We start from the raw sequence: 20,323 nt of genomic DNA, 5'->3' as shown, positions 1-20,323 counted from the left end.
TGGGCCATAGAACAACAACTACCCACCGAGGTGTTTCTGATGAGTGCTGCGTCCTTGTATCCCGTGCGCCCTGAGGTGGCGGCCCAGTCGCTGACTGATGAGGCCACCTATAAAGCCATGTACCAGCAGTCGGTGATCAACCCTGACGGTTTCTGGCGTGAGCAGGCCCAGCGGCTGGATTGGATCAAGCCGTTCACCAAGGTCAAGCAGACCTCCTTCGACGATCACCATGTCGATATCAAGTGGTTTGCCGATGGCACCCTTAACGTTTCCTACAACTGCCTGGACCGTCACCTGGAAGAGCGTGGCGATCAGGTGGCGATCATCTGGGAAGGCGACGACCCGTCTGAGCACGAGGAAATCACCTACCGCCAGCTGCACGAACAAGTCTGCAAGTTCGCCAACGCCCTGCGCGGCCAAGACGTGCACCGCGGTGACGTAGTGACCATCTATATGCCGATGATTCCGCAGGCGGTGGTGGCGATGCTGGCCTGTACCCGTATCGGCGCGATCCACTCGGTGGTGTTCGGTGGCTTCTCCCCGGAAGCACTGGCCGGCCGCATCATCGACTGTCAATCCAAGGTGGTGATCACCGCCGATGAAGGCCTGCGCGGCGGCAAGAAAACCCCGCTGAAGGCCAACGTCGACGACGCGCTGACCAACCCGGAAACCAGCAGTGTGCAGAAGGTCATCGTTTGCAAGCGCACCGGTAGCCCGATCAAGTGGAACCAGCATCGCGACATCTGGTACGAAGACCTGATGGCCGTGGCCTCCAGCCATTGCGCGCCGAAGGAAATGGGCGCCGAGGAAGCGCTGTTTATCCTCTATACCTCCGGCTCCACCGGTAAGCCAAAAGGCGTACAGCACACCACCGGCGGTTACCTGGTGTATGCCGCGCTGACCCATGAGCGGGTGTTCGACTACAAGCCGGGCGATATCTACTGGTGCACCGCCGACGTGGGCTGGGTCACTGGCCACAGTTATATCGTCTATGGCCCGCTGGCCAATGGCGCGACCACGCTGCTGTTCGAGGGCATCCCGAATTATCCGGATATCACCCGGGTGTCGAAGATCGTCGACAAGCACAAGGTCAATATCCTCTACACCGCACCTACAGCGATTCGCGCCATGATGGCCCAGGGTGATGCTGCGGTGGCCGGTGCCGATGGTTCTAGCCTGCGCCTGCTCGGCTCGGTTGGTGAACCGATCAACCCGGAAGCCTGGAGCTGGTACTACAAGACCGTCGGCAAAGAGCGTTGCCCGATTGTCGATACCTGGTGGCAGACCGAAACCGGCGGCATCTTGATCAGCCCGCTGCCGGGCGCTACTGCACTCAAGCCGGGTTCAGCGACCCGTCCGTTCTTTGGCGTGCAACCGGCGCTGGTGGACAACCTGGGTAACCTGATCGAGGGTGCTGCCGAAGGCAACCTGGTGATCATCGACTCCTGGCCGGGCCAAGCGCGTACGCTGTATGGCGACCACGACCGTTTCGTCGACACTTACTTCAAAACCTTCAAGGGCATGTATTTCACTGGTGACGGTGCGCGCCGTGATGAAGACGGTTACTACTGGATTACCGGCCGCGTCGATGACGTGCTCAACGTCTCTGGTCACCGTATGGGCACCGCCGAGATCGAAAGCGCCATGGTTGCTCACCCGAAAGTCGCCGAGGCTGCCGTGGTTGGCGTGCCGCATGACATCAAAGGGCAGGGCATCTATGTCTACGTCACCTTGAATGGTGGCGAGCAGCCGTCCGAACAATTGCGCCAGGAGTTGAAAAACTGGGTGCGCAAGGAAATCGGCCCGATTGCTTCACCGGACGTGATTCAGTGGGCCCCAGGCCTACCGAAAACCCGCTCGGGCAAGATCATGCGCCGTATCCTGCGCAAGATCGCAACCGCCGAGTACGATGCACTCGGCGATATCTCCACGCTGGCCGATCCTGGCGTGGTGCAGCACCTTATCGACACTCACCGCGACATGCAGGCTGCCTGACTTCGGCTGAATCGCCTGTAAACAACGCCCTGTTTCGGCCACAAGCCGGGCAGGGCGTTGTGCTTTGTCGGGTGTTACCGATTTTCATCTGGGTATTTACTCACCACTGGGGCGTAACAGCGCGCACTTTTATGGGGTGTGCGGGAACGTTTTGCTCCAAGATGGCGCATTGTTCGATGTTGCTATGAAAATAAAAACCGCCATCAGGCCTCGAAAATAAAGGCTTTGTTATAAGTGGGCGCGTTAATTGCTTTATTCCATGGTTAACTGTCTTTTCTGTCTCTGCATATATTTCAGAGGCTGTCAATATCCTCGCTATACCCGTCCGGGCCTTTTGTAATTACTTGTCGCATTGAAGAAATATCGACTTTCGAGCTGTCGCTAGAATGCCGCTCACCCGGCTGGGGCCGTCCGGCGCCTGCGTAGCGCGCAGCTTGGCGGTGACTCACTACAATTCATGCAAAGCTGGATGCATACCCGAACAATCTCTGCCAACCGATGCCATTCCCATTCGAAGGAGTCACAAAATGAAGAAGATTGCACTTCTCGGCGCACTGGCGCTGTCCATGCTGTCGCCGCTGGCCATGGCTGAAGAGGCTAAGCCTCTGCGTATCGGTATCGAAGCGGCTTACCCGCCGTTCGCTTTCAAAACCCCTGAAGGTGCCATCAGCGGTTTCGACTACGACATCGGCGTCGCCCTGTGCGAAGAGATGAAAGTGGAATGCAAATGGATCGAGCAGGAATTCGACGGCCTGATCCCTGCCCTGAAAGTGCGTAAGTTCGACGCCGTACTGTCTTCGATGAGCATCACCGAAGATCGCTTGAAATCGGTTGATTTCAGCGGCAAGTACTACCAGACCCCGGGCAAGTTGGCGATGAAAGCGGGTACCGTACTCAACGACCCGCTGGTTGATCTGAAAGGCAAGAAAGTCGGCGTACAGCGCGCATCCACTTACGACCGTTACGCCACCGATATCTTTGCCCCTGCCGGTATCGAGATCGTGCGTTACAGCTCGCAGAACGAAGCCTTCCTTGATCTGGCTTCCGGTCGTCTGGACGCCACCTTTGCTGACGTTGTGAATATCGACGATGGCTTTATCAAAACCGACGCCGGTAAAGGCTTCGCCCTGGTAGGCCCAGACTATACCGACGAGAAATACATCGGCATGGGCGCCGGTATTGCCGTGCGCAAGGGTGACAAGGCCCTGGCTGACAAGATCAGCGCTGCCATCCTGGCCATCCGCGCCAACGGTAAGTACAAGGAAGTGCAGGACAAGTACTTCGACTTCAACGTCTACGGCGACTGATTGAGTTCGCTCAGTCGCTTTCACTGAAAGTGGCGCAGGCTGTCAATAACCTGAAGCTTGCGCCACTTTTTGTGATCACCATTGTTGGTGAAAACTCTTCTGGCCGTCGTGGAGCGACGTCATAAATTGCTCCCGGTAGTTTTTCGTAGTACTCCCAGGCGCCGCCCGGCGTTTGCATGAGGTAAGCAGAGCATGCTCAACGGCTACGGCTCGACCATTCTGGAGGGTGCCTGGCTCACCCTGATTCTGGCGCTGACCTCGATGGCCGTGGCCATCGTATTGGGTTTGCTGGGTGCGGCGTTTCGCCTGTCACCGATCAAGTGGCTAGCGCTGCTGGGTGAAACCTATGCCACGGTAATCCGCGGGATTCCCGATCTGGTGCTGATCCTGCTGATCTTCTACGGCGGTCAGGACATGGTGAACCGTCTGGCGCCGATGCTCGGCTATGACGACTACATCGATATAAACCCCTTTATTGCCGGCGTGTTCACCATGGGCTTTATCTTTGGTGCTTACCTGTCGGAGACCTTCCGTGGAGCCTTTATGGCCATCCCCAAAGGTCAGGCTGAAGCCGGTGCGGCTTATGGCATGAATGGCATGCAGGTGTTCTTTCGCATCCTGGTGCCGCAGATGATTCGCTTCGCCATTCCTGGGTTCACCAACAACTGGCTGGTGTTGACCAAGGCTACCGCGCTGATTTCCGTGGTCGGTCTGCAGGACATGATGTTCAAGGCGAAAAGCGCCGCCGATGCCACCCGTGAGCCGTTCACCTTCTACCTGGCCGTCGCGGCCCTGTATCTGGTGCTGACCAGCGTGTCGTTGCTGGCTTTGCGTTACCTGGAAAAACGTTACTCGGTCGGCATCAAAGCCGCTGATCTGTAAGCGGGGAGCGCAGCGATGATCTTTGACTACAACGTAATTCTGGAAAACCTGCCGCTGTACTTTGGCGGTGTACTGGTCACCCTGAAAATTCTGCTGATTTCCCTGGCCTGCGGTCTGGCGCTGGCCATTCCCCTGGGGCTGATGCGTGTCTCCAAATCGGCGCTGGTCAACTTTCCAGCCTGGCTCTACACCTATGTGATTCGCGGCACGCCGATGCTGGTGCAGCTGTTTCTCATCTATTACGGGCTGGCGCAGTTCGAGGCAGTGCGTGAGAGCGCGCTGTGGCCGTATTTTTCCAGCGCCACCTTTTGCGCCTGCCTGGCGTTTGCCATCAACACCAGCGCCTACAGCGCGGAGATTCTCGCCGGCAGCCTGAAAGCCACGCCCCATGGCGAGATTGAAGCCGCCAAGGCCATGGGCATGTCGCGCTTTAAGCTGTACCGCCGCATCCTGCTGCCGTCTGCCCTGCGCCGCGCACTGCCGCAGTACAGCAACGAAGTGATCATGATGCTGCACACCACGTCGCTGGCCTCGATCGTCACCCTGATCGACATCACCGGCGCGGCACGCACCGTCAGCTCGCAGTACTACCTGCCGTTCGAGGCGTTTATCACTGCCGGCCTGTTCTACCTGTGCCTGACCTTTATCCTCGTACGGCTGTTCAAGCTGGCCGAACGCCGCTGGCTGGCCTATCTGGCCCCGCGCAAGGCCTGAGGAACAGAACATGCAGCGTATCGATCATCCACTGCCCTGGGGCTGCCCTGGCACCGAACGCCGCTTGAGTGTGTTCCGTTTCGGCCAAGGCCCGTGCAAGGCCTATATCCAGGCCTCGCTGCATGCTGATGAGTTGCCAGGGATGCGTGTGGCGGTGGAACTCAAGCACCGCCTGCGCCAGCTTGAAGCCCAGGGGCGTTTGACCGGGGTGATTGAGCTCGTGCCCGTGGCCAACCCGGTTGGCTTGGGGCAGATGTTTCAGGCGACCCATCAGGGCCGTTTTGAGATGGGCAGCGGCAAGAACTTTAACCGTGATTTCTTTGACCTGGCTGCTGCCATTGCGCCAGCGCTGGAAGGCTGTCTGGGCAATGACGGGCCGAGCAATGTGCGGCTGATTCGCGCCGCCATGCAGGCCGCATTGGAGGCCCTGCCGCCAGCAGGCTCTGAGCTGCAAGGCATGCAGCGCCTGCTGCTCAAACACGCTTGCGATGCCGATGTGGTGCTCGATCTGCATTGTGATTTTGATGCGGCCGTGCATCTGTACCTGCTGCCGCAGCAGTGGCCGCAGCTGCGTTCGCTGGCCGCACGCCTGCAGGCCGGTGCGGCGCTGACCGTCGAGGACTCCGGTGGCAGTTCTTTCGATGAAGCCTGTGCCTTGCCCTGGGTGCATCTGGCGCGGCAATTTCCTCAGGCGGCTGTGCCATTAGCTTGCCTGGCGGTGACGGTTGAGCTGGGCGGCATGGCCGATACCGGAAAACCGCAAGCCGAGGCCAGTGCCGAAAGCATTCTGGCGTTCCTCGCCGAACAGGGCCTGATTGCCGGTGATTGGCCCCCAGCGCCGGCTGAAAGCTGCGAGGCCACGCCGTTTAATGGCGCGCAATACGCCTATGCCCCGCATGCCGGAGTGGTGAGCTTTCTGCAACCGGTGGGCGCGCGGGTTTTGGCCGGCGACCCTCTGTTTGAGGTGATCGATCCACTGGACGATCGCCACACAACTGTCTGTGCCGCTACAGATGGTGTGCTCTATGCGCGTGAGCGGCTACGTTTTGCTCAGCCCGGTTTGTGGCTGGCCAAAGTGGCCGGTCGTACCCCAATTCGCCAGGGTCGCTTGCTCAGCGACTGATTCAAGAGAGTGGAAACCATGTACAAACTTGAAGTTCAGGATCTGCACAAGCGCTACGGCAGCCACGAAGTATTGAAGGGCGTGTCACTGGCGGCCAAGGCCGGCGATGTGATCAGCATCATCGGCTCCAGCGGCTCGGGCAAGAGTACCTTCCTGCGTTGCATCAACCTGCTGGAACAGCCCCACGGCGGCAAGATTCTGCTCAACAACGAAGAGCTGAAACTGGTGGCCAGCAAGGATGGCGGCCTGAAAGCTGCCGATCCCAAGCAGCTGCAACGCATGCGCTCGCGCTTGTCCATGGTGTTTCAGCACTTCAACCTGTGGTCGCACATGAGCGCCCTGGAAAACGTCATGGAAGCCCCGGTGCACGTGCTCGGCATGAGCAAGAAAGAAGCCCTGGAAAAAGCCGAGCATTACCTGAACAAGGTTGGTGTGGCCCATCGTAAGGATGCATACCCGGCGCATATGTCTGGCGGCGAGCAGCAGCGTGTAGCGATTGCCCGCGCCCTGGCCATGGAGCCTGAGGTGATGCTGTTTGACGAGCCAACCTCGGCGCTGGACCCGGAGCTGGTGGGTGAAGTCTTGAAAGTCATGCAGGACCTGGCCCAGGAAGGTCGCACCATGGTCGTGGTGACCCACGAAATGGGCTTTGCCCGGGAAGTATCTAACCAGTTGGTGTTTCTCCATAAAGGCGTGGTGGAAGAGCGCGGCTGCCCGAAAGAAGTGCTGGCCAATCCGCAATCCGAACGCCTGCAGCAGTTCCTCTCTGGCAGTCTCAAATAACCCGCGGCAACATCTGCAAGCATCCGTGCTATGCCCATAATCGCCAACAGAGCCTAAACTGCCCCCCATGAATGCCCACCGAATTGGCTTCCTGCTTTGGCCCAACACCAAGCCCCTGACCCTGGCTTTGGCGGAAGAAGCGCTGCGCGTTGCCCAGCGCGTCCACCCCGAGGTGGTCTATGAGCTGGTGTTTCTGCAGGCTGAAGCACCGCTTGAAGGTGCATGGCGGCTTCCAGGGGAATCCTGGGTGGGCAAGCTGGAAGGCTGCCAGAAGCTCTTTCTGCTCGCCGATGAGCCGCCAGGGCCGATGCCTGCGGCACTCTCAGGTGCGCTAAAGCAACTGGTGCGCGGCGGTTGCGTTATCGGCGCGATTGCCGCCGGTGTCTACCCGCTGGCGCAGCTGGGCTTGCTCGATGGCTACCGCGCTTCGGTGCACTGGCGCTGGCAGGACGATTTCAGTGAACGTTTCCCCAAGGTGATCGCCACCAGCCATCTGTTCGATTGGGACCGTGATCGCCTGACCGCTTGTGGCGGCCTGGCAGTGCTCGACTTGCTGCTGGCCTTGCTCGCCCGTGATCACGGCGCTGAGTTGGCCGGTGCGGTTTCCGAAGAATTGGTGGTCGAGCGTATTCGCGAAGGCGGCGAGCGTCAGCGTATTCCGTTGCAGAACCGTCTGGGCTCCAGCCACCCCAAGCTGACTCAGGCCGTGCTGCTGATGGAAGCCAATATCGAAGAGCCGCTGACTACCGACGAAATTGCCCAGCACGTCTGCGTATCGCGCCGTCAGCTGGAGCGCATCTTCAAGCAGTACCTCAACCGCGTCCCCAGTCAGTACTACCTGGAGCTGCGTCTAAACAAGGCGCGCCAACTGCTGATGCAGACCAGCAAATCGATCATCCAGATCGGCCTGTCCTGCGGATTTTCTTCCGGCCCGCATTTCTCCAGCGCCTACCGCAACTTCTTCGGCGCCACCCCGCGCGAAGACCGCAACCAGCGTCGCAGCAACAGCCCATTCGAGCTGACTTCTACGCCAATCGAACGCGGCTAGCGATTGAGCGTAAGCAGGATGCTTGCGCGCCCCGCGGCGCAATTGATCTGTGATGCGTGTCGTGTAGGCGGCCATTACTGGCCTGTCGCCATGTGTTCTAATGCGCGCCGAATTTAGATTTTCAGTACGTGTTATCCAACGTAATGAACTTTCCACAAGGACGTTGCATGTTTCATCTCAAGTCGATCAGCAAAGGGTTTGTTCGGGCTAAATTGCAGCGTAATCAGTTTCTGATCGCACGTGATCAGTTCTCCGGTGTCCAGGCCGCATTGCGGCGTTTCTTCGACGCGCCGCAAGACTGCAAAACTCTCGATCCGCTGGAGGAAACTCGCGGCGTTTACCTGCTTGAAGGTACGCAGCAGTGGGTACTCAAGTACAACCACCTGACCAGTTGGAAGAAGCAGCTAACCAATTTCTTCGGCAGAAAGAAGAGTTACGGTCTGCACGACCTGACCAACGAATTTATCAACCTGCAGCGAATCAACCCAGCCGCCGACTTCGTGCCACGAGTAGCTGCCTATGGCTACCGCACGCGTAGGTTGGTTTTCCTCAAAGAGGAGTATTTGCTGGTGAACTTTTTCGCTGACCATTGCGATGTCGACAAGCGTTTGCAAAGCAATCCAGAGCAGGCTGAACAGCTACTGGAGCAGATTTTCGAGTTGTTTAGCCGCATGTTGGCCTTGGGGTTTTGTCACCTCGACCCGCACCCGAAGAATATTCTGGTCGGGCCAGACCAGCAGTTGCGTCTGATTGATTTCGAGTGCTGTGCTCATCAAGTGCTGGAGCAGAACTTCGCGCTGGGCTTTCTCCACGGCTATTTCTACACCTACTGGTTTCAGCGCTTTATCAGTAAGGAACGCTATCACGACGTCAGTGATAGCTACTTGCGCAGAGCCCACCCGGCGTTAAAGCGCAGTGTGTTTGAGCCGGTTTATCTGCGTTTTCGTGACCATAAAGTTGGACGTACTACGCGCTATTCAGTGATGACTTCGCAGCCAGCACAGCAGGCATTCTGTGAGAAGTTGCAGGGTCGCTAGCTAGTCCTGCGGGTTAGCTCAACGATATTCCCCCAATAAAAAACTGCAGCGAGCTGCGGTTTTTTATTGGCCGGGATTACTCAATTTTGTCGACTTGCCTCGGAAACAGCGGGTTACCGCAGCGAGTGCAGAAGGCGGCGCCGTGTTCGTGGGTGTTTTTGGCGCAGCTTGGGCAGTCGTGAATCAGCTGGTCGCCACCGCGCATGGCATTAGCCAGTTCGGCGGTGAAGATGCCGGTGGGCACGGCGATGATCGAGTAACCAGTGATCATCACCAGAGTCGACAGCGCCTGGCCCAGCGGGGTTTTCGGCACGATATCGCCGAAGCCGACGGTGGTTAGCGTGACCACGGCCCAGTAGATGCCCTTGGGAATGCTGGTAAAGCCGTGCGCGGGGCCTTCGATCACGTACATCAGGGTGCCAAATACCGTGACCATGGTGGCGATGCAGGCGAAAAACACGATGATCTTCTGCTTGCTGCCGCGCAGCGCGGTGAGCAGAAAGTTGGCCTGGCGTAGATAAGGGCTGAGTTTGAATACGCGAAAGATCCGCAGCATGCGGATCACTCGGATGATCAGCAGATACTGGGCGTCGGCGTAGAACAGGGCGAGAATGCCCGGCAGGATCGCCAGCAGGTCAATCAGGCCGAAGAAACTGAAGGCGTAGCGCAGTGGTTTCGGTGAGCAGTACAGGCGCACCACGTATTCGATGGCGAACAACGCGGTAAAGCCCCACTCAATACCCGCTAGCAGCGGTGCGTACTGGCTGTGCACGCTGTCAATGCTGTCGAGCATCACCACTACCAGACTGGCCATGATGGTCAGCAACAGGTAGCGGTCGAAGCGCTGACCGGCTGGTGTGTCGGTATGGAAGATGATGCTGTACAGCTGCTGACGCAGGTTCTGCGGCGTGTCCATGATGCTCTGGCTGCTCCGTATGCGGTGTTCGCTGATAACGCGAACAGGCAAGCAGCCTAGGGAGTTTTGTCGCGGTGATGCAAGCCTTTACCTTTGCTGGGAGGCAGCGGTGTGCAGTCGGCCGCGGCTTTGCGCAGTAGTCGCTGGGTGGCGCTTACCAGCCAGCAGGTGAGAATAAACGGCATGGTCAGGGCTGGCAGGCCCAGTGCACTAAAGCCGGGTTGCAGCACCAGCGCCAGGGCGATACCGAGAGCTGGCAGCCAAGGACGGCGATGCACCTGGCTGAGGGCGATAGCCGCCAGGGCGGCGTTATAGCCATACAGGCCGGTCAGCGCACTGTGCTGCGGCAGTCCTTGATACAGCGCCAGAGCAAGGCCACCAGTGGAGCCGAGCAGCGCCCAGCAGGCGGCGCGTCGATCCGCCAGTAACAGGCCAAGCAGCAGACAGACACCGGCCAATGGTTGATCGAGAAAAATCACCTGACCTAAGCCGCGCGCCATGGCAATCAGGCTGGCCCACCAATCGAGTGGCTGCGCCTGGCTAGGTATGGTCTGTGCCAGCTCAAGCTGCAGCGCAGGAGCCAACCACAACAGCAACCAGCTCAAGCCGACAAAGGGGAAGGTGAACGCAGGCAGCCACTGACGCTCGCGCATGCGCTGCATCCAGGCGGCCAGCAGCAGGCTGGATGCCCCGGCGCTGACGATGATCAGCAGCGGCAACAGTGCTGACCAGGCGAACTGCAGGCTGATCAGCATGCCCAGCAGGACCCCGTTATAGCCATACAAGCCAATTTCAATATCTGCCTTGGCATAACCGCGACGCTGAGCCGTCAGTGTGCTGCTCAGGCAGCCAAGCAGGGCGCCGCCGAGCAGTTGCGGCGCACCGATGGCAATCGCCAACAGCACCAGCAAGCCGCAGGCGGGATTGGTTTGCAGAAATATCTGGCTAAAGCCGTTGAGTAATGCGCGAAAGCCTTGCAGGGCGTGGGTGGGGAGCGGTAATGGCGACATACAGACGAACCTGAATAAACAATCACCGGGGCGGGAATAAAAAGAGGCACCCACCGCGGGAACAGTGAGTGCCTTCAAACTGGCAAAGCCAGCGTGGGAGTTGCGTTCTGCAGCGGGTCTTACAACCTGCCGCAGAACTGGATCAGTGCAGAATTTCGATACGCAGGCTGTTGGTACTGCCCGGTTGGCCGAATGGCTCGCCGGCAGTAATCACCACGGTATCGCCGGTTTTCGCCAGCCCAGCTGAACGGGCGGTTTCCAGAGCGGTGCGGGTGACTTCCTCAACCTTGTGCAGGCGCTCGTTGACCACCGAGTACACGCCCCAGGCCACGCTCAGGCGCCGCGCGGTATCCAGGCTGGGGGTGAGGCTGAGAATCGGTGCTTTCGGCCGCTCGCGCGAGGCGCGCAGGCTGGAGTTGCCCGACTCGGTGTAGTTGACCAGCACGGCCACCGGCAGGATGGTGCTGATGCGGCGGATCGCGCAGCTGATTGCATCCGAGGCAGTGGCTTCGGCTTGCGGGCGGCTGACGTCGAGCTGGGCCTGGAATTCCGGGCCGTTTTCCACCTGGCGAATGATCTTGCTCATCATCTGCACGGCTTCCAGTGGGTAGTCGCCCGAGGCGGTTTCCGCCGAGAGCATCACTGCATCGGCGCCTTCGGCCACGGCGTTGGCCACGTCGGTGACTTCGGCGCGCGTCGGTGCAGGGGAGAAACGCATGGATTCGAGCATCTGCGTGGCCACTACCACCGGCTTACCGAGCTGACGGCAGGTACGGATGATGTCGCGCTGGATGCGCGGCACGTTCTCGGCCGGTACTTCCACGCCCAGGTCACCACGGGCGACCATGATCGCGTCGCACAACTTGGTGATCTCTTCCAGGTGAATCACCGCAGATGGCTTCTCGATCTTGGCCATCAGGAAGGCGCGATCACCGATCAGCTGGCGAGCTTCGATAATGTCTTCCGGACGCTGCACGAACGACAGCGCGACCCAGTCCACGCCCAGCTCCAGGCCGAAGCTCAGGTCGCGGCGATCTTTCTCGGTCAGCGGGCTCAGCTGCAGCACGGCTTCCGGCACGTTGACGCCCTTGCGGTCGGACAGCTCGCCACCGGCGATTACTTCGGTGATTACCGCATCGCTGTGCTTGGCGGTGACCTGCAGACGCAGGCGGCCATCGTCGAGCAGCAGGCTCATGCCCGGTTGCAGCGCTTCGATGATTTCCGGGTGGGGCAGGTTGACCCGATTAACGTCACCTGGGGTGCTATCCAGATCCAGGCGCAGGGTCTGACCGCGTTGCAGGTTGACCTTGCCTTCGGCAAAACGGCCGACGCGCAGCTTCGGCCCTTGCAGGTCCATGAGGATGCCGATTGGAGTGTTCAGTTGTTGCTCGACTTCACGCACCCAGTCGTAGCGCTGAGCGTGGTCGGCGTGTTCGCCGTGGCTGAAGTTGAGGCGGAACAGGTTGACCCCGGCCTCCACCAGCTGGCGGATGTCGTCGATGGTTTTGATCGCTGGGCCAAGGGTGGCGAGGATTTTTACTTTCTTGTCGGCGTTCATTTGGCAGGGTTCTCAAGGATCAGAATGGCGCGAAAATCGTTTACGTTGGTACGCGTCGGCCCGGTAACAATCAGTTGATTGAGGGCGGCGAAGTAGCCGTAGCCGTTGTTGTTATCCAGCTCATCGCTGCTGCTCAGGCCCAGGTCATGGGCGCAGGCATAGCTGTCGGGGGTCATGATGGCCCCGGCGTTGTCTTCCGAGCCGTCGATGCCATCGGTGTCTCCGGCCAGTGCGTAGATGCCGGGCAGGCCCTTGAGGCTGTCAGTCAGGCTGAGGAGGAATTCCGCGTTGCGTCCGCCACGGCCATTGCCGCGCACGGTCACGGTGGTTTCACCGCCGGAAAGAATCACGCAGGGCGCTTTGATCGGCTGGCCATGCAGGCGCACCTGTTTGGCGATACCGGCATGCACCTTGGCGACGTCCCGCGACTCGCCTTCCAGGTCACCGAGAATAAGCACTGGCAAGCCGACGGCGCGCGCCTTGGCGGCCGCTGCATCGAGGGATTGCTGCGGACGGGCGATCAGTTGAAAGTGGCTGCGAGCCAGGCATGGGTCACCCGGTTTGACGGTTTCCGAGGCTGGGTTCTGCAGCCAGGCGCGCACGTTGGCTGGGATCTCGATGCTATAGCGGGCGAGAATCGCCAGGGCTTCAGCCGAGGTGGTCGGGTCGGCCACGGTTGGGCCGGAAGCGATTACCGTGGCCTCATCGCCTGGTACATCGGAAATCGCATAGGTGTAGACGCTGGCCGGCCAGCTGGCCTTAGCCAGACGGCCGCCCTTGATCGCAGAAAGGTGCTTGCGCACGCAATTCATTTCGCCAATCGAGGCGCCGGATTTCAGCAGGGCTTTGTTGACCGCTTGTTTGTCTTTCAGGCTGATGCTTTCAGCGGGCAGGGCGAGCAGAGAAGAGCCGCCACCGGACAGCAGAAAGATCACCTTGTCGGTTTCGCTGAGGTTGCTGACCAGTTCCAGTACGCGGCGCGCCACACGTTCACCGGCGTCATCCGGAACCGGGTGGGCGGCTTCGACCACTTCGATCTTCTGGCAATTGGCGCCGTGTTCATAACGGGTGACCACCAGGCCGGAGACTTCACCTTGCCATTCCTGCTCGATCACTTCGGCCATGGCTGCAGCGGCTTTACCTGCGCCGATAACGATAACGCGGCCGCTGCGATCTTCCGGCAGGTAATCAGCCAGAACCTGGCGCGGGTGGGCGGCGTCGATGGCGCTGGCGAACAGCTCGCGCAGCAGGGACGTTGGATTGAAAGACGGATCGATGGACATGGCGATCTCTCTTGATAGGGCCGGAGCCACTTTTTATTACTGAAGCACGTTCGATTCTAGTGCGCAGCGCCCTGGACCAAGACGCTGCGCACTAGAATCGACCCACCCGGCAGGCAGGCCGTGACACCGCCTGCCGGACAGATCGAAAGGGTTGTTTCAGGGCGGCTGACCCCGCTCTGAAACCTGTTGCTTACTCGCCGCGGATGTTGAAGTTGGCCATGTGTTCCAGGCCTTTGATCAACGCCGAGTGGTCCCAGTTGCTGCCACCGATGGCCGCACAGGTGCTGAACACTTGCTGGGCGTTGGCGGTGTTGGGCAGGTTAAGGCCCAGCTCGCGCGCGCCGGCCAGGGCCAGGTTGAGGTCCTTCTGGTGCAGGCTGATACGGAAGCCTGGGTCGAAGGTGCCCTTGATCATGCGCTCGCCGTGCACTTCAAGGATCTTCGAGCCGGCGAAACCGCCCATCAGCGCTTCACGCACCTTGGCTGGGTCGGCGCCGTTCTTGGCGGCGAACAGCAGGGCTTCGGCCACTGCCTGGATATTCAGAGCAACGATGATCTGGTTGGCGACCTTGGCGGTCTGACCGTCACCGTTACCACCGACGCGGGTGATGTTCTTGCCCATGGCCTGGAACAGCGGCAGCGCGCGTTCGAAGGCATTCGGGCAACCGCCGATCATGATCGACAGGGTGGCAGCCTTGGCACCGACTTCACCGCCGGATACCGGCGCGTCAAGGTAGGCCGCGCCAGTGGCCTTGATCTTCTCGGCGAACTGCTTGGTGGCAGTAGGGGAGATCGAGCTCATGTCGATCACTACTTTGCCAGCGCCCACGCCTGCGGCAACGCCGTCTTCGCGGAACAGTACGTCTTCAACCTGGGGGGTATCCGGCACCATGATGATGATGAATTCAGCTTCCTGCGCCACTTCGCGCGGGTTGGCCAAACCGATGCCGTTGTCGCCCAGCAGGTCGGCCGGAGCCTTGTCGAAGTGCTCGGAGAAGAACAGGGTGTGCCCGGCTTTTTGCAGGTTCTGCGCCATAGGCTTGCCCATGATGCCGGTGCCGATAAATCCGATTTTTGCCATGAGAAATATCCTCTGATTCAGATTGCGTTGTGCGCTTTCATCCAGCCGAGGCCGGCAGCGGTGGTGGTGGCCGGCTTGTATTCACAGCCGATCCAGCCCTGGTAACCGATACGGTCCAGGTGCTCGAAGAGGAAGCGGTAGTTGATCTCGCCAGTACCCGGCTCGTTACGGCCCGGGTTGTCGGCCAGCTGTACATGGTTGATCACAGGCAGGTTGGCCTCGACGGTACGCGCCAGGTCACCTTCCATGATTTGCATGTGGTAGATGTCGTATTGCAGGAACAGGTTGCTGCTTGCGACCTTGTCGCGAATCGCCAGGGCCTGCTTCGTGGTGTTCAGGTAGAAGCCCGGAATGTCGCGGGTGTTGATCATTTCCATGACCAGCTTGATGCCCGCAGCTTCGAGCTTACCGGCGGCAAACTTGAGGTTGTCGACAAAGGTCTGCTCGACGGTGGCGCAATCCAGACCTTGCGGGCGGATACCGGCCAGGCAGTTGATCTGCGTGTTGCCCAATACCTTGGCGTAGGCGATGGCTTTGTCCACGCCAGCGCGGAACTCTTCAACGCGGTCAGGGTGGCAGGCGATACCACGCTCACCTTTTGCCCAATCGCCAGCCGGCAGGTTGAACAGCACCTGCTCAAGCTTGTTGGCATCCAGGCGCGCTTTGATTTCTTCGGCGGCAAAATCGTAGGGGAACAGGTATTCAACACCGCTAAAGCCAGCATCGGCGGCAGCGGCGAAACGGTCCATGAAGTCCACTTCGGTGAACAGCATCGACAGGTTGGCGGCAAAACGGGGCATGTTGTGCTCCTTGTCTTGCGCAGCCCGGATAACCTATCCGGGCTACTGGTTCAGAAAGCGATTTAGTCGAGCAGCGAGATGGCAGTCGGGGCGTCGACGCCGCGTTCGGCCAGTTCTTCGAACTCGTTGACGGCGTTGATTTCGGTACCCATGGAGATGTTGGTGACACGCTCCAGGATAATTTCCACCACCACCGGTACGCGGTGCTCAGCCATCAGGCGCTTGGCTTCGGCGAAGGCGTTCTGCAGCTCGTTCGGGTCGAACACGCGGATTGCCTTACAGCCCAGGCCTTCAACCACGGCAACGTGGTCAACGCCGTAACCGTTGATTTCCGGCGCGTTGATGTTCTCGAACGCCAGCTGTACGCAGTAGTCGATCTCAAAGCCGCGCTGCGCCTGACGGATCAGACCCAGGTAGGAGTTGTTCACCAGCACGTGGATGTACGGCAGGTTGAACTGCGCGCCCACCGCCAGCTCTTCGATCATGAACTGGAAGTCGTAGTCGCCGGACAGCGCCACAACCTTACGGCTCGGGTCGGCCTTGACCACACCCAGCGCTGCCGGAATGGTCCAGCCCAGCGGGCCGGCCTGACCACAGTTGATCCAGTGACGCGGCTTGTAGACGTGGAGGAACTGCGCACCGGCAATCTGCGACAGACCGATGGTGGTGACGTAGCAGGTGTCCTTGCCGAACGCTTCGTTCATCTCTTCGTACACGCGCTGCGGCTTGGCTGGCACGTTATCGAAGTGGGTCTTGCGCTGCAGGGTGCGCTTACGCTCGCGGCAGCTGTCCAGCCAGGCGCTGCGATCTTTCAGCTTGCCAGCGGCTTTCCACTCGCGGGCCACTTCCAGGAAGGCGTCCAGCGCCGAGCCTGCATCAGAGACGATGCCCAGGTCCGGGTTGAAGACGCGGCCAATCTGCGTCGGTTCGATGTCGACGTGGATGAATTTGCGGCCTTCGGTGTAGACATCAACCGAACCGGTGTGGCGGTTGGCCCAGCGGTTACCGATACCGAACACCAGGTCGGAAGCCAGCAGGGTGGCGTTGCCGTAACGGTGTGAAGTCTGCAGACCGACCATGCCGACCATCAGCTTGTGGTCATCCGGGATCACGCCCCAGCCCATCAGGGTCGGTACAACCGGCACGCCGGTCAGTTCGGCGAATTCCACCAGCTTGTCGGCGGCGTCGGCATTGAAGATACCGCCACCGGCAACCAGCAACGGACGCTCGGCGTCGTTGAGCATGGCGATGGCTTTTTCTGCCTGCACGCGGTTGGTGGCCGGTTTGGCCAGCGGCAGCGGCTCGTAGGCGTCGATGTCGAATTCAATCTCGGCCATCTGCACGTCGAACGGCAGGTCGATCAGTACCGGACCTGGACGACCGCTGCGCATTTCATAGAAGGCTTTCTGGAAGGCGCGCGGCACTTGGCCTGGCTCCATCACGGTAGTCGCCCACTTGGTCACCGGCTTGACGATGCTGGTGATGTCGACGGCCTGGAAGTCTTCCTTGTGCATACGGGCACGCGGCGCTTGGCCGGTGATGCACAAAATTGGAATGGAGTCGGCCGATGCCGAGTACAGCCCGGTCACCATGTCGGTACCCGCAGGGCCGGAGGTGCCGATGCACACACCGATGTTGCCGGCATTGGTGCGGGTATAACCCTCAGCCATATGCGAGGCACCTTCGACGTGGCGAGCCAGGACGTGGTCGATACCACCGACTTTTTTCAGTGCAGCGTACAGGGGGTTGATGGCGGCGCCGGGAATGCCGAACGCAGTGTCAACGCCTTCGCGGCGCATCACCAGTACGGCGGCCTCGATTGCTCTCATTTTGGCCATTGTCTTGTGCCTCGTTTGTTATCAGATTGTATACAAAACAGCTGGCTTGGATTCTATTCATCGCCTGACCTTCTGGTCAACACGTTTTGTCGCCAAGCGGCTATCTGGCAAAAAATCTTTTAAAACAACCGTTTTAGCTGGGGTGCTTGATCTGATGCGGAAAGCGATGCTCATAACTGTATACAAAGACTATTTGTATTGTATTCGACTATTGAGTTTTTTGTTTCTGGTGGGATAGTGGTGGCGAGCTTTGGATTGCCCGGCAGCTGTCAATCGCCCTACAGACTGCGCAGCGCTGGGTGTTTCGTTGGATTTATCAGCATTGAGGAAGACCCAAGATGAGTACGTTGAATCTGCAAATCGCCACCACCATTAGTAACCGCGCTCTGGCGGTCGGCCGGGAAATCTCTGCCGCACCGCTGACTGTTGCCGTGCTGGATGCCGGCGGCCACCTGATCAGCCTGCAGCGCGAAGACGGCGCCAGCCTGCTACGCCCGCAAATCGCCATCGGCAAGGCTTGGGGTGCGTTGGCACTGGGCAAGGGCTCGCGCCTGATCGCCGCCGACGCACAGCAGCGTCCGGCATTCATCGGCGCGGTTAACAACCTGGCAGACGGTCAACTGGTGCCGGCACCGGGTGGTGTGCTGATCCGTGATGAGCGCGGCGAGGTAATCGGCGCAGTGGGTATCACTGGTGATACCTCGGATATTGATGAGCAGTGCGCGGTGAGCGCGGTGGAGTCGGTCGGGCTGAAACCGGATGCGGGTATCGCCGCCTGATAATGCGCGACTTGTGGGATGGGTTCGGCTGCGACTGAAGCAATTAACAGCTCGCCACTAAAGCGCCTTCAACAGGTTTGGCAGCTAATAAAAAACGGTGAATGCTTTGCGGCATTCACCGTTTTTTATTTATGGCGTGCCATCCCTGGCCGCGACCCTTCGGGCCGTTGCTACGCAGCGTTAAAAATGGCTTCTGGCCATTTTTATGGCCGCCTTAAGTCAAGGGCAGGGCGGATAACCAACCTCAGGCCTTGGTGACCTGCTCGGATGGGCTGGGCTGGGTTTCGTCGATCTCGCAGCCCTTGATCACCAAGCGAATGATGGTCTGAGCGGCGGCCTCATAGTCGACTTCATCCAGATTGGCTTTGCCGGTGACGGTAGAAATCTGCCAGTCGAAGTCGGCGTAGGTCTGGGTCGCAGCCCAGATACTGAACAGTAGGTGATGGGGGTCAACCTTGGCCATCAGGCCCTGGTCGATCCAGCCCTGGATGCAGGAAATATTGTGTTTGGCCTGGGCATTCAGCTGCGCGGTCTGGTCGGCGGACAGATGCGGCGCACCGTGCATGATTTCGCTGGCGAACACCTTGGAAGCGGAAGGCAGTTCACGGGAAATACGGATTTTCGAGCGGATATAGGCGCGCAGCACGTCGGCAGGCTTGCCTGGCTGATTGAACGGCGCGGAGGCTTCCAGCAGCGGTTCAATAATGCTTTCCAGCACTTCGCGGTAGAGGTTTTCCTTCGACTTGAAGTAGTAGTAGACGTTGGGCTTGGGCACCCCGGCTTTGGCGGCGATATCGCTGGTTTTGCTGGCAGCAAAGCCTTTGTCGGCGAACTCCTCACTGGCTGCGCGTAAAATCAGCTCTCTGTTACGCTCGCGAATACTGGTCATAAGCCTCTTTGCTTCTGTCGAACGCCCGTCGCTGGGCAGCGCCGGGATGGTAGCACCGGCTTTACGCGGCGCTCAAGGCTTGTGGCCTGGGCTCTGGCGGGCTATCTGACTTGCAGGTCAGGTTGTTGTATACAAAATTTAATTTTTCTGTTTTTATCTCGCCATATGCATTCATAACAAAAAGTCTCGGCTCGTTGAGCTCCAGGAGACACGTAGTGAACAATCAGCTGGTTGACCCCTTCGGTCGGCGCATCACCTATCTACGGTTATCGGTTACCGATCGCTGTGATTTCCGCTGCACTTATTGCATGAGTGAGGACATGGTGTTTGCCCCGCGCGAGCAGATCCTCAGCCTTGAAGAGCTCTATGCGGTAGCGGACGCCTTTATCGGCCTAGGGGTTAAGCGCATCCGTATCACCGGAGGCGAGCCGCTGGTGCGCAAGAACCTGCTCAGCCTGCTGACCCGTCTCGGCCAGCGCCCGGAGCTGGAAGACCTGGCTATCACCACCAATGGCTCACAACTGGCCGAGCTGGCGCCGCAACTGCGCGCGGCCGGGGTCAAGCGCCTGAATGTCAGCCTCGATTCATTGCAGCGTGAGCGTTTTGCGGCTTTTACCCGGCGCGACAAACTCGATCAGGTGCTGGAAGGTATCGAGGCTGCGCGCGCTGCGGGTTTTCGCAAGATCAAACTCAACGCCGTGGTGCAGAAAAACCGTAACGATGATGAAGTGCTCGACCTGGTCGAGTTCGCCATGGCGCGGGGCCTGGATATCAGCTTTATCGAAGAAATGCCGCTGGGCAGTATTTCCAGCCACCAGCGCGAGCAGACCTTCTGCTCCAGCGACGAGGTGCGTGAGCGCATCGAACAGCGTTATGCCCTGGTGCGCAGCAGCAAGCTGACCGGCGGGCCGTCGCGCTACTGGCAGTTGGTTGGCAGCGACACCCAGGTTGGTTTTATCTCACCGCACAGCCACAACTTCTGCGGCGACTGCAACCGCGTGCGGGTCACCGCCGAGGGCAAGCTGGTGCTTTGCCTGGGGCATGAGAATGCCCTGGATCTGAAAAGCCTGATGCGTACCCACCCTGGTGACAGTCAGCGTCTGCGTGATGCTCTGATGCAGGCTTTGCGGTTGAAGCCTGAGCGCCATCACTTCGAGAGTGATGCCCAGGTGCAGGTGATTCGCTTTATGAGCATGACCGGTGGCTAGCCCTTAGCCGTTTCTTTACCGCCTTGGGCGGTTTCATTCGTTTCACTCTCACAATCTAAACAGGAGGTTTGC

The 20,323-nt window shown here is 59.4% G+C and carries 18 protein-coding genes; 10 read left to right on the top strand and 8 right to left on the bottom strand.

The annotated features are described in order from the left end of the window. Positions 1-39: 39 nt before the first annotated feature. The 8 genes from acs to RHP75_RS11065 all read left to right on the top strand — a co-directional run bounded on the left by acs (position 40) and on the right by RHP75_RS11065 (position 8,889). The gene (gene acs, locus RHP75_RS11100; protein ID WP_311088236.1) at positions 40-1,995 is read left to right on the top strand and encodes an acetate--CoA ligase; all 1,956 of its coding nucleotides are present in this window, start codon (positions 40-42) and stop codon (positions 1,993-1,995) included. 527 nt (positions 1,996-2,522) lie between these two features. Next, positions 2,523-3,302 carry an ABC transporter substrate-binding protein gene (locus RHP75_RS11095; protein WP_311088235.1) on the top strand — a complete coding sequence of 260 codons (780 nt, stop codon included), beginning with the start codon at positions 2,523-2,525 and terminating at the stop codon, positions 3,300-3,302. Positions 3,303-3,494: 192 nt separating this feature from the next. Beyond that, entirely contained in the window at positions 3,495-4,184 is a 690-nt protein-coding gene (locus RHP75_RS11090; protein WP_170048877.1) for an ABC transporter permease, read from the top strand. 15 nt (positions 4,185-4,199) lie between these two features. Next, a complete protein-coding gene (locus RHP75_RS11085; RefSeq protein ID WP_269381193.1) occupies positions 4,200-4,898 on the top strand; it encodes an ABC transporter permease in 699 nt (232 codons plus the stop codon). Positions 4,899-4,908: 10 nt separating this feature from the next. Beyond that, the gene (locus RHP75_RS11080) at positions 4,909-6,021 is read left to right on the top strand and encodes a M14 family metallopeptidase (RefSeq protein WP_311088234.1); all 1,113 of its coding nucleotides are present in this window, start codon (positions 4,909-4,911) and stop codon (positions 6,019-6,021) included. A gap of 18 nt (positions 6,022-6,039) precedes the next feature. Next, positions 6,040-6,804: an ABC transporter ATP-binding protein gene (locus tag RHP75_RS11075; RefSeq protein WP_269381195.1), complete on the top strand. Its 765-nt coding sequence runs from the start codon at positions 6,040-6,042 to the stop codon at positions 6,802-6,804. A gap of 67 nt (positions 6,805-6,871) precedes the next feature. After that, positions 6,872-7,852, top strand: a complete 981-nt coding sequence (gene argR / locus RHP75_RS11070; protein ID WP_108486437.1) for a transcriptional regulator ArgR — start codon at positions 6,872-6,874, stop codon at positions 7,850-7,852. Positions 7,853-8,019: 167 nt separating this feature from the next. Next, positions 8,020-8,889: a lipopolysaccharide kinase InaA family protein gene (locus RHP75_RS11065; RefSeq protein ID WP_311088233.1), complete on the top strand. Its 870-nt coding sequence runs from the start codon at positions 8,020-8,022 to the stop codon at positions 8,887-8,889. A 76-nt stretch (positions 8,890-8,965) separates the two neighbouring features. Here the strand turns inward: RHP75_RS11065 and RHP75_RS11060 are convergent, their stop codons facing one another. From RHP75_RS11060 to gcl, 7 genes are all read right to left on the bottom strand, one after another. After that, positions 8,966-9,805, bottom strand: coding sequence for an ion transporter (locus RHP75_RS11060; protein ID WP_311088232.1), 840 nt, complete (start codon positions 9,803-9,805; stop codon positions 8,966-8,968). Between the two features lie 56 nt (positions 9,806-9,861). Next, on the bottom strand, positions 9,862-10,815 hold the full coding sequence (locus RHP75_RS11055; protein WP_311088231.1) for an urea transporter: 954 nt from the start codon (positions 10,813-10,815) through the stop codon (positions 9,862-9,864). 142 nt (positions 10,816-10,957) lie between these two features. Then, positions 10,958-12,373, bottom strand: coding sequence for a pyruvate kinase (gene pyk / locus RHP75_RS11050; protein WP_311088230.1), 1,416 nt, complete (start codon positions 12,371-12,373; stop codon positions 10,958-10,960). Next, on the bottom strand, positions 12,370-13,656 hold the full coding sequence (locus RHP75_RS11045; protein ID WP_311088229.1) for a glycerate kinase: 1,287 nt from the start codon (positions 13,654-13,656) through the stop codon (positions 12,370-12,372). The genes pyk and RHP75_RS11045 overlap by 4 nt, the downstream gene beginning before the upstream one ends. Positions 13,657-13,846: 190 nt before the next feature. Further along, on the bottom strand, positions 13,847-14,737 hold the full coding sequence (locus RHP75_RS11040; RefSeq protein ID WP_311088228.1) for a 2-hydroxy-3-oxopropionate reductase: 891 nt from the start codon (positions 14,735-14,737) through the stop codon (positions 13,847-13,849). 17 nt (positions 14,738-14,754) lie between these two features. Next, complete coding sequence (hyi, locus tag RHP75_RS11035; RefSeq protein WP_311088227.1) at positions 14,755-15,537, bottom strand: hydroxypyruvate isomerase; 783 nt, start codon at positions 15,535-15,537, stop codon at positions 14,755-14,757. A gap of 62 nt (positions 15,538-15,599) precedes the next feature. After that, positions 15,600-17,375, bottom strand: coding sequence for a glyoxylate carboligase (gene gcl, locus RHP75_RS11030; protein ID WP_090253555.1), 1,776 nt, complete (start codon positions 17,373-17,375; stop codon positions 15,600-15,602). 338 nt (positions 17,376-17,713) lie between these two features. On the opposite strand from gcl, the gene RHP75_RS11025 reads away from it, so the two are divergent. Then, positions 17,714-18,154 (top strand): heme-binding protein, encoded by a 441-nt coding sequence (locus RHP75_RS11025; RefSeq protein WP_090386575.1) that lies wholly within the window; start codon positions 17,714-17,716, stop codon positions 18,152-18,154. 244 nt (positions 18,155-18,398) lie between these two features. Here the strand turns inward: RHP75_RS11025 and RHP75_RS11020 are convergent, their stop codons facing one another. Then, on the bottom strand, positions 18,399-19,043 hold the full coding sequence (locus RHP75_RS11020; protein ID WP_311088226.1) for a TetR/AcrR family transcriptional regulator: 645 nt from the start codon (positions 19,041-19,043) through the stop codon (positions 18,399-18,401). A 215-nt stretch (positions 19,044-19,258) separates the two neighbouring features. Here RHP75_RS11020 and moaA point away from each other — a divergent pair, with 215 nt between their 5' ends. After that, positions 19,259-20,251: a GTP 3',8-cyclase MoaA gene (moaA, locus tag RHP75_RS11015; RefSeq protein ID WP_409079644.1), complete on the top strand. Its 993-nt coding sequence runs from the start codon at positions 19,259-19,261 to the stop codon at positions 20,249-20,251. The last annotated feature ends 72 nt before the right edge of the window (positions 20,252-20,323 follow it).

This window comes from Pseudomonas sp. SG20056 (assembly GCF_031764535.1).
Taxonomy (GTDB): Bacteria; Pseudomonadota; Gammaproteobacteria; order Pseudomonadales; family Pseudomonadaceae; genus Aquipseudomonas.
This window is presented reverse-complemented; position numbering and strand designations above follow the sequence as displayed.

Bases quoted from the DNA above. Each gene is read 5' to 3' on its own strand.
- acs (WP_311088236.1), top strand. From the start codon at position 40: ATGAGTGCTGCGTCCTTGTATCCCGTGCGCCCTGAGGTGGCGGCCCAG.
- RHP75_RS11095 (WP_311088235.1), top strand. From the start codon at position 2,523: ATGAAGAAGATTGCACTTCTCGGCGCACTGGCGCTGTCCATGCTGTCG.
- RHP75_RS11090 (WP_170048877.1), top strand. From the start codon at position 3,495: ATGCTCAACGGCTACGGCTCGACCATTCTGGAGGGTGCCTGGCTCACC.
- RHP75_RS11085 (WP_269381193.1), top strand. From the start codon at position 4,200: ATGATCTTTGACTACAACGTAATTCTGGAAAACCTGCCGCTGTACTTT.
- RHP75_RS11080 (WP_311088234.1), top strand. From the start codon at position 4,909: ATGCAGCGTATCGATCATCCACTGCCCTGGGGCTGCCCTGGCACCGAA.
- RHP75_RS11075 (WP_269381195.1), top strand. From the start codon at position 6,040: ATGTACAAACTTGAAGTTCAGGATCTGCACAAGCGCTACGGCAGCCAC.
- argR (WP_108486437.1), top strand. From the start codon at position 6,872: ATGAATGCCCACCGAATTGGCTTCCTGCTTTGGCCCAACACCAAGCCC.
- RHP75_RS11065 (WP_311088233.1), top strand. From the start codon at position 8,020: ATGTTTCATCTCAAGTCGATCAGCAAAGGGTTTGTTCGGGCTAAATTG.
- RHP75_RS11060 (WP_311088232.1), bottom strand. From the start codon at position 9,805: ATGGACACGCCGCAGAACCTGCGTCAGCAGCTGTACAGCATCATCTTC.
- RHP75_RS11055 (WP_311088231.1), bottom strand. From the start codon at position 10,815: ATGTCGCCATTACCGCTCCCCACCCACGCCCTGCAAGGCTTTCGCGCA.
- pyk (WP_311088230.1), bottom strand. From the start codon at position 12,373: ATGAACGCCGACAAGAAAGTAAAAATCCTCGCCACCCTTGGCCCAGCG.
- RHP75_RS11045 (WP_311088229.1), bottom strand. From the start codon at position 13,656: ATGTCCATCGATCCGTCTTTCAATCCAACGTCCCTGCTGCGCGAGCTG.
- RHP75_RS11040 (WP_311088228.1), bottom strand. From the start codon at position 14,737: ATGGCAAAAATCGGATTTATCGGCACCGGCATCATGGGCAAGCCTATG.
- hyi (WP_311088227.1), bottom strand. From the start codon at position 15,537: ATGCCCCGTTTTGCCGCCAACCTGTCGATGCTGTTCACCGAAGTGGAC.
- gcl (WP_090253555.1), bottom strand. From the start codon at position 17,375: ATGGCCAAAATGAGAGCAATCGAGGCCGCCGTACTGGTGATGCGCCGC.
- RHP75_RS11025 (WP_090386575.1), top strand. From the start codon at position 17,714: ATGAGTACGTTGAATCTGCAAATCGCCACCACCATTAGTAACCGCGCT.
- RHP75_RS11020 (WP_311088226.1), bottom strand. From the start codon at position 19,043: ATGACCAGTATTCGCGAGCGTAACAGAGAGCTGATTTTACGCGCAGCC.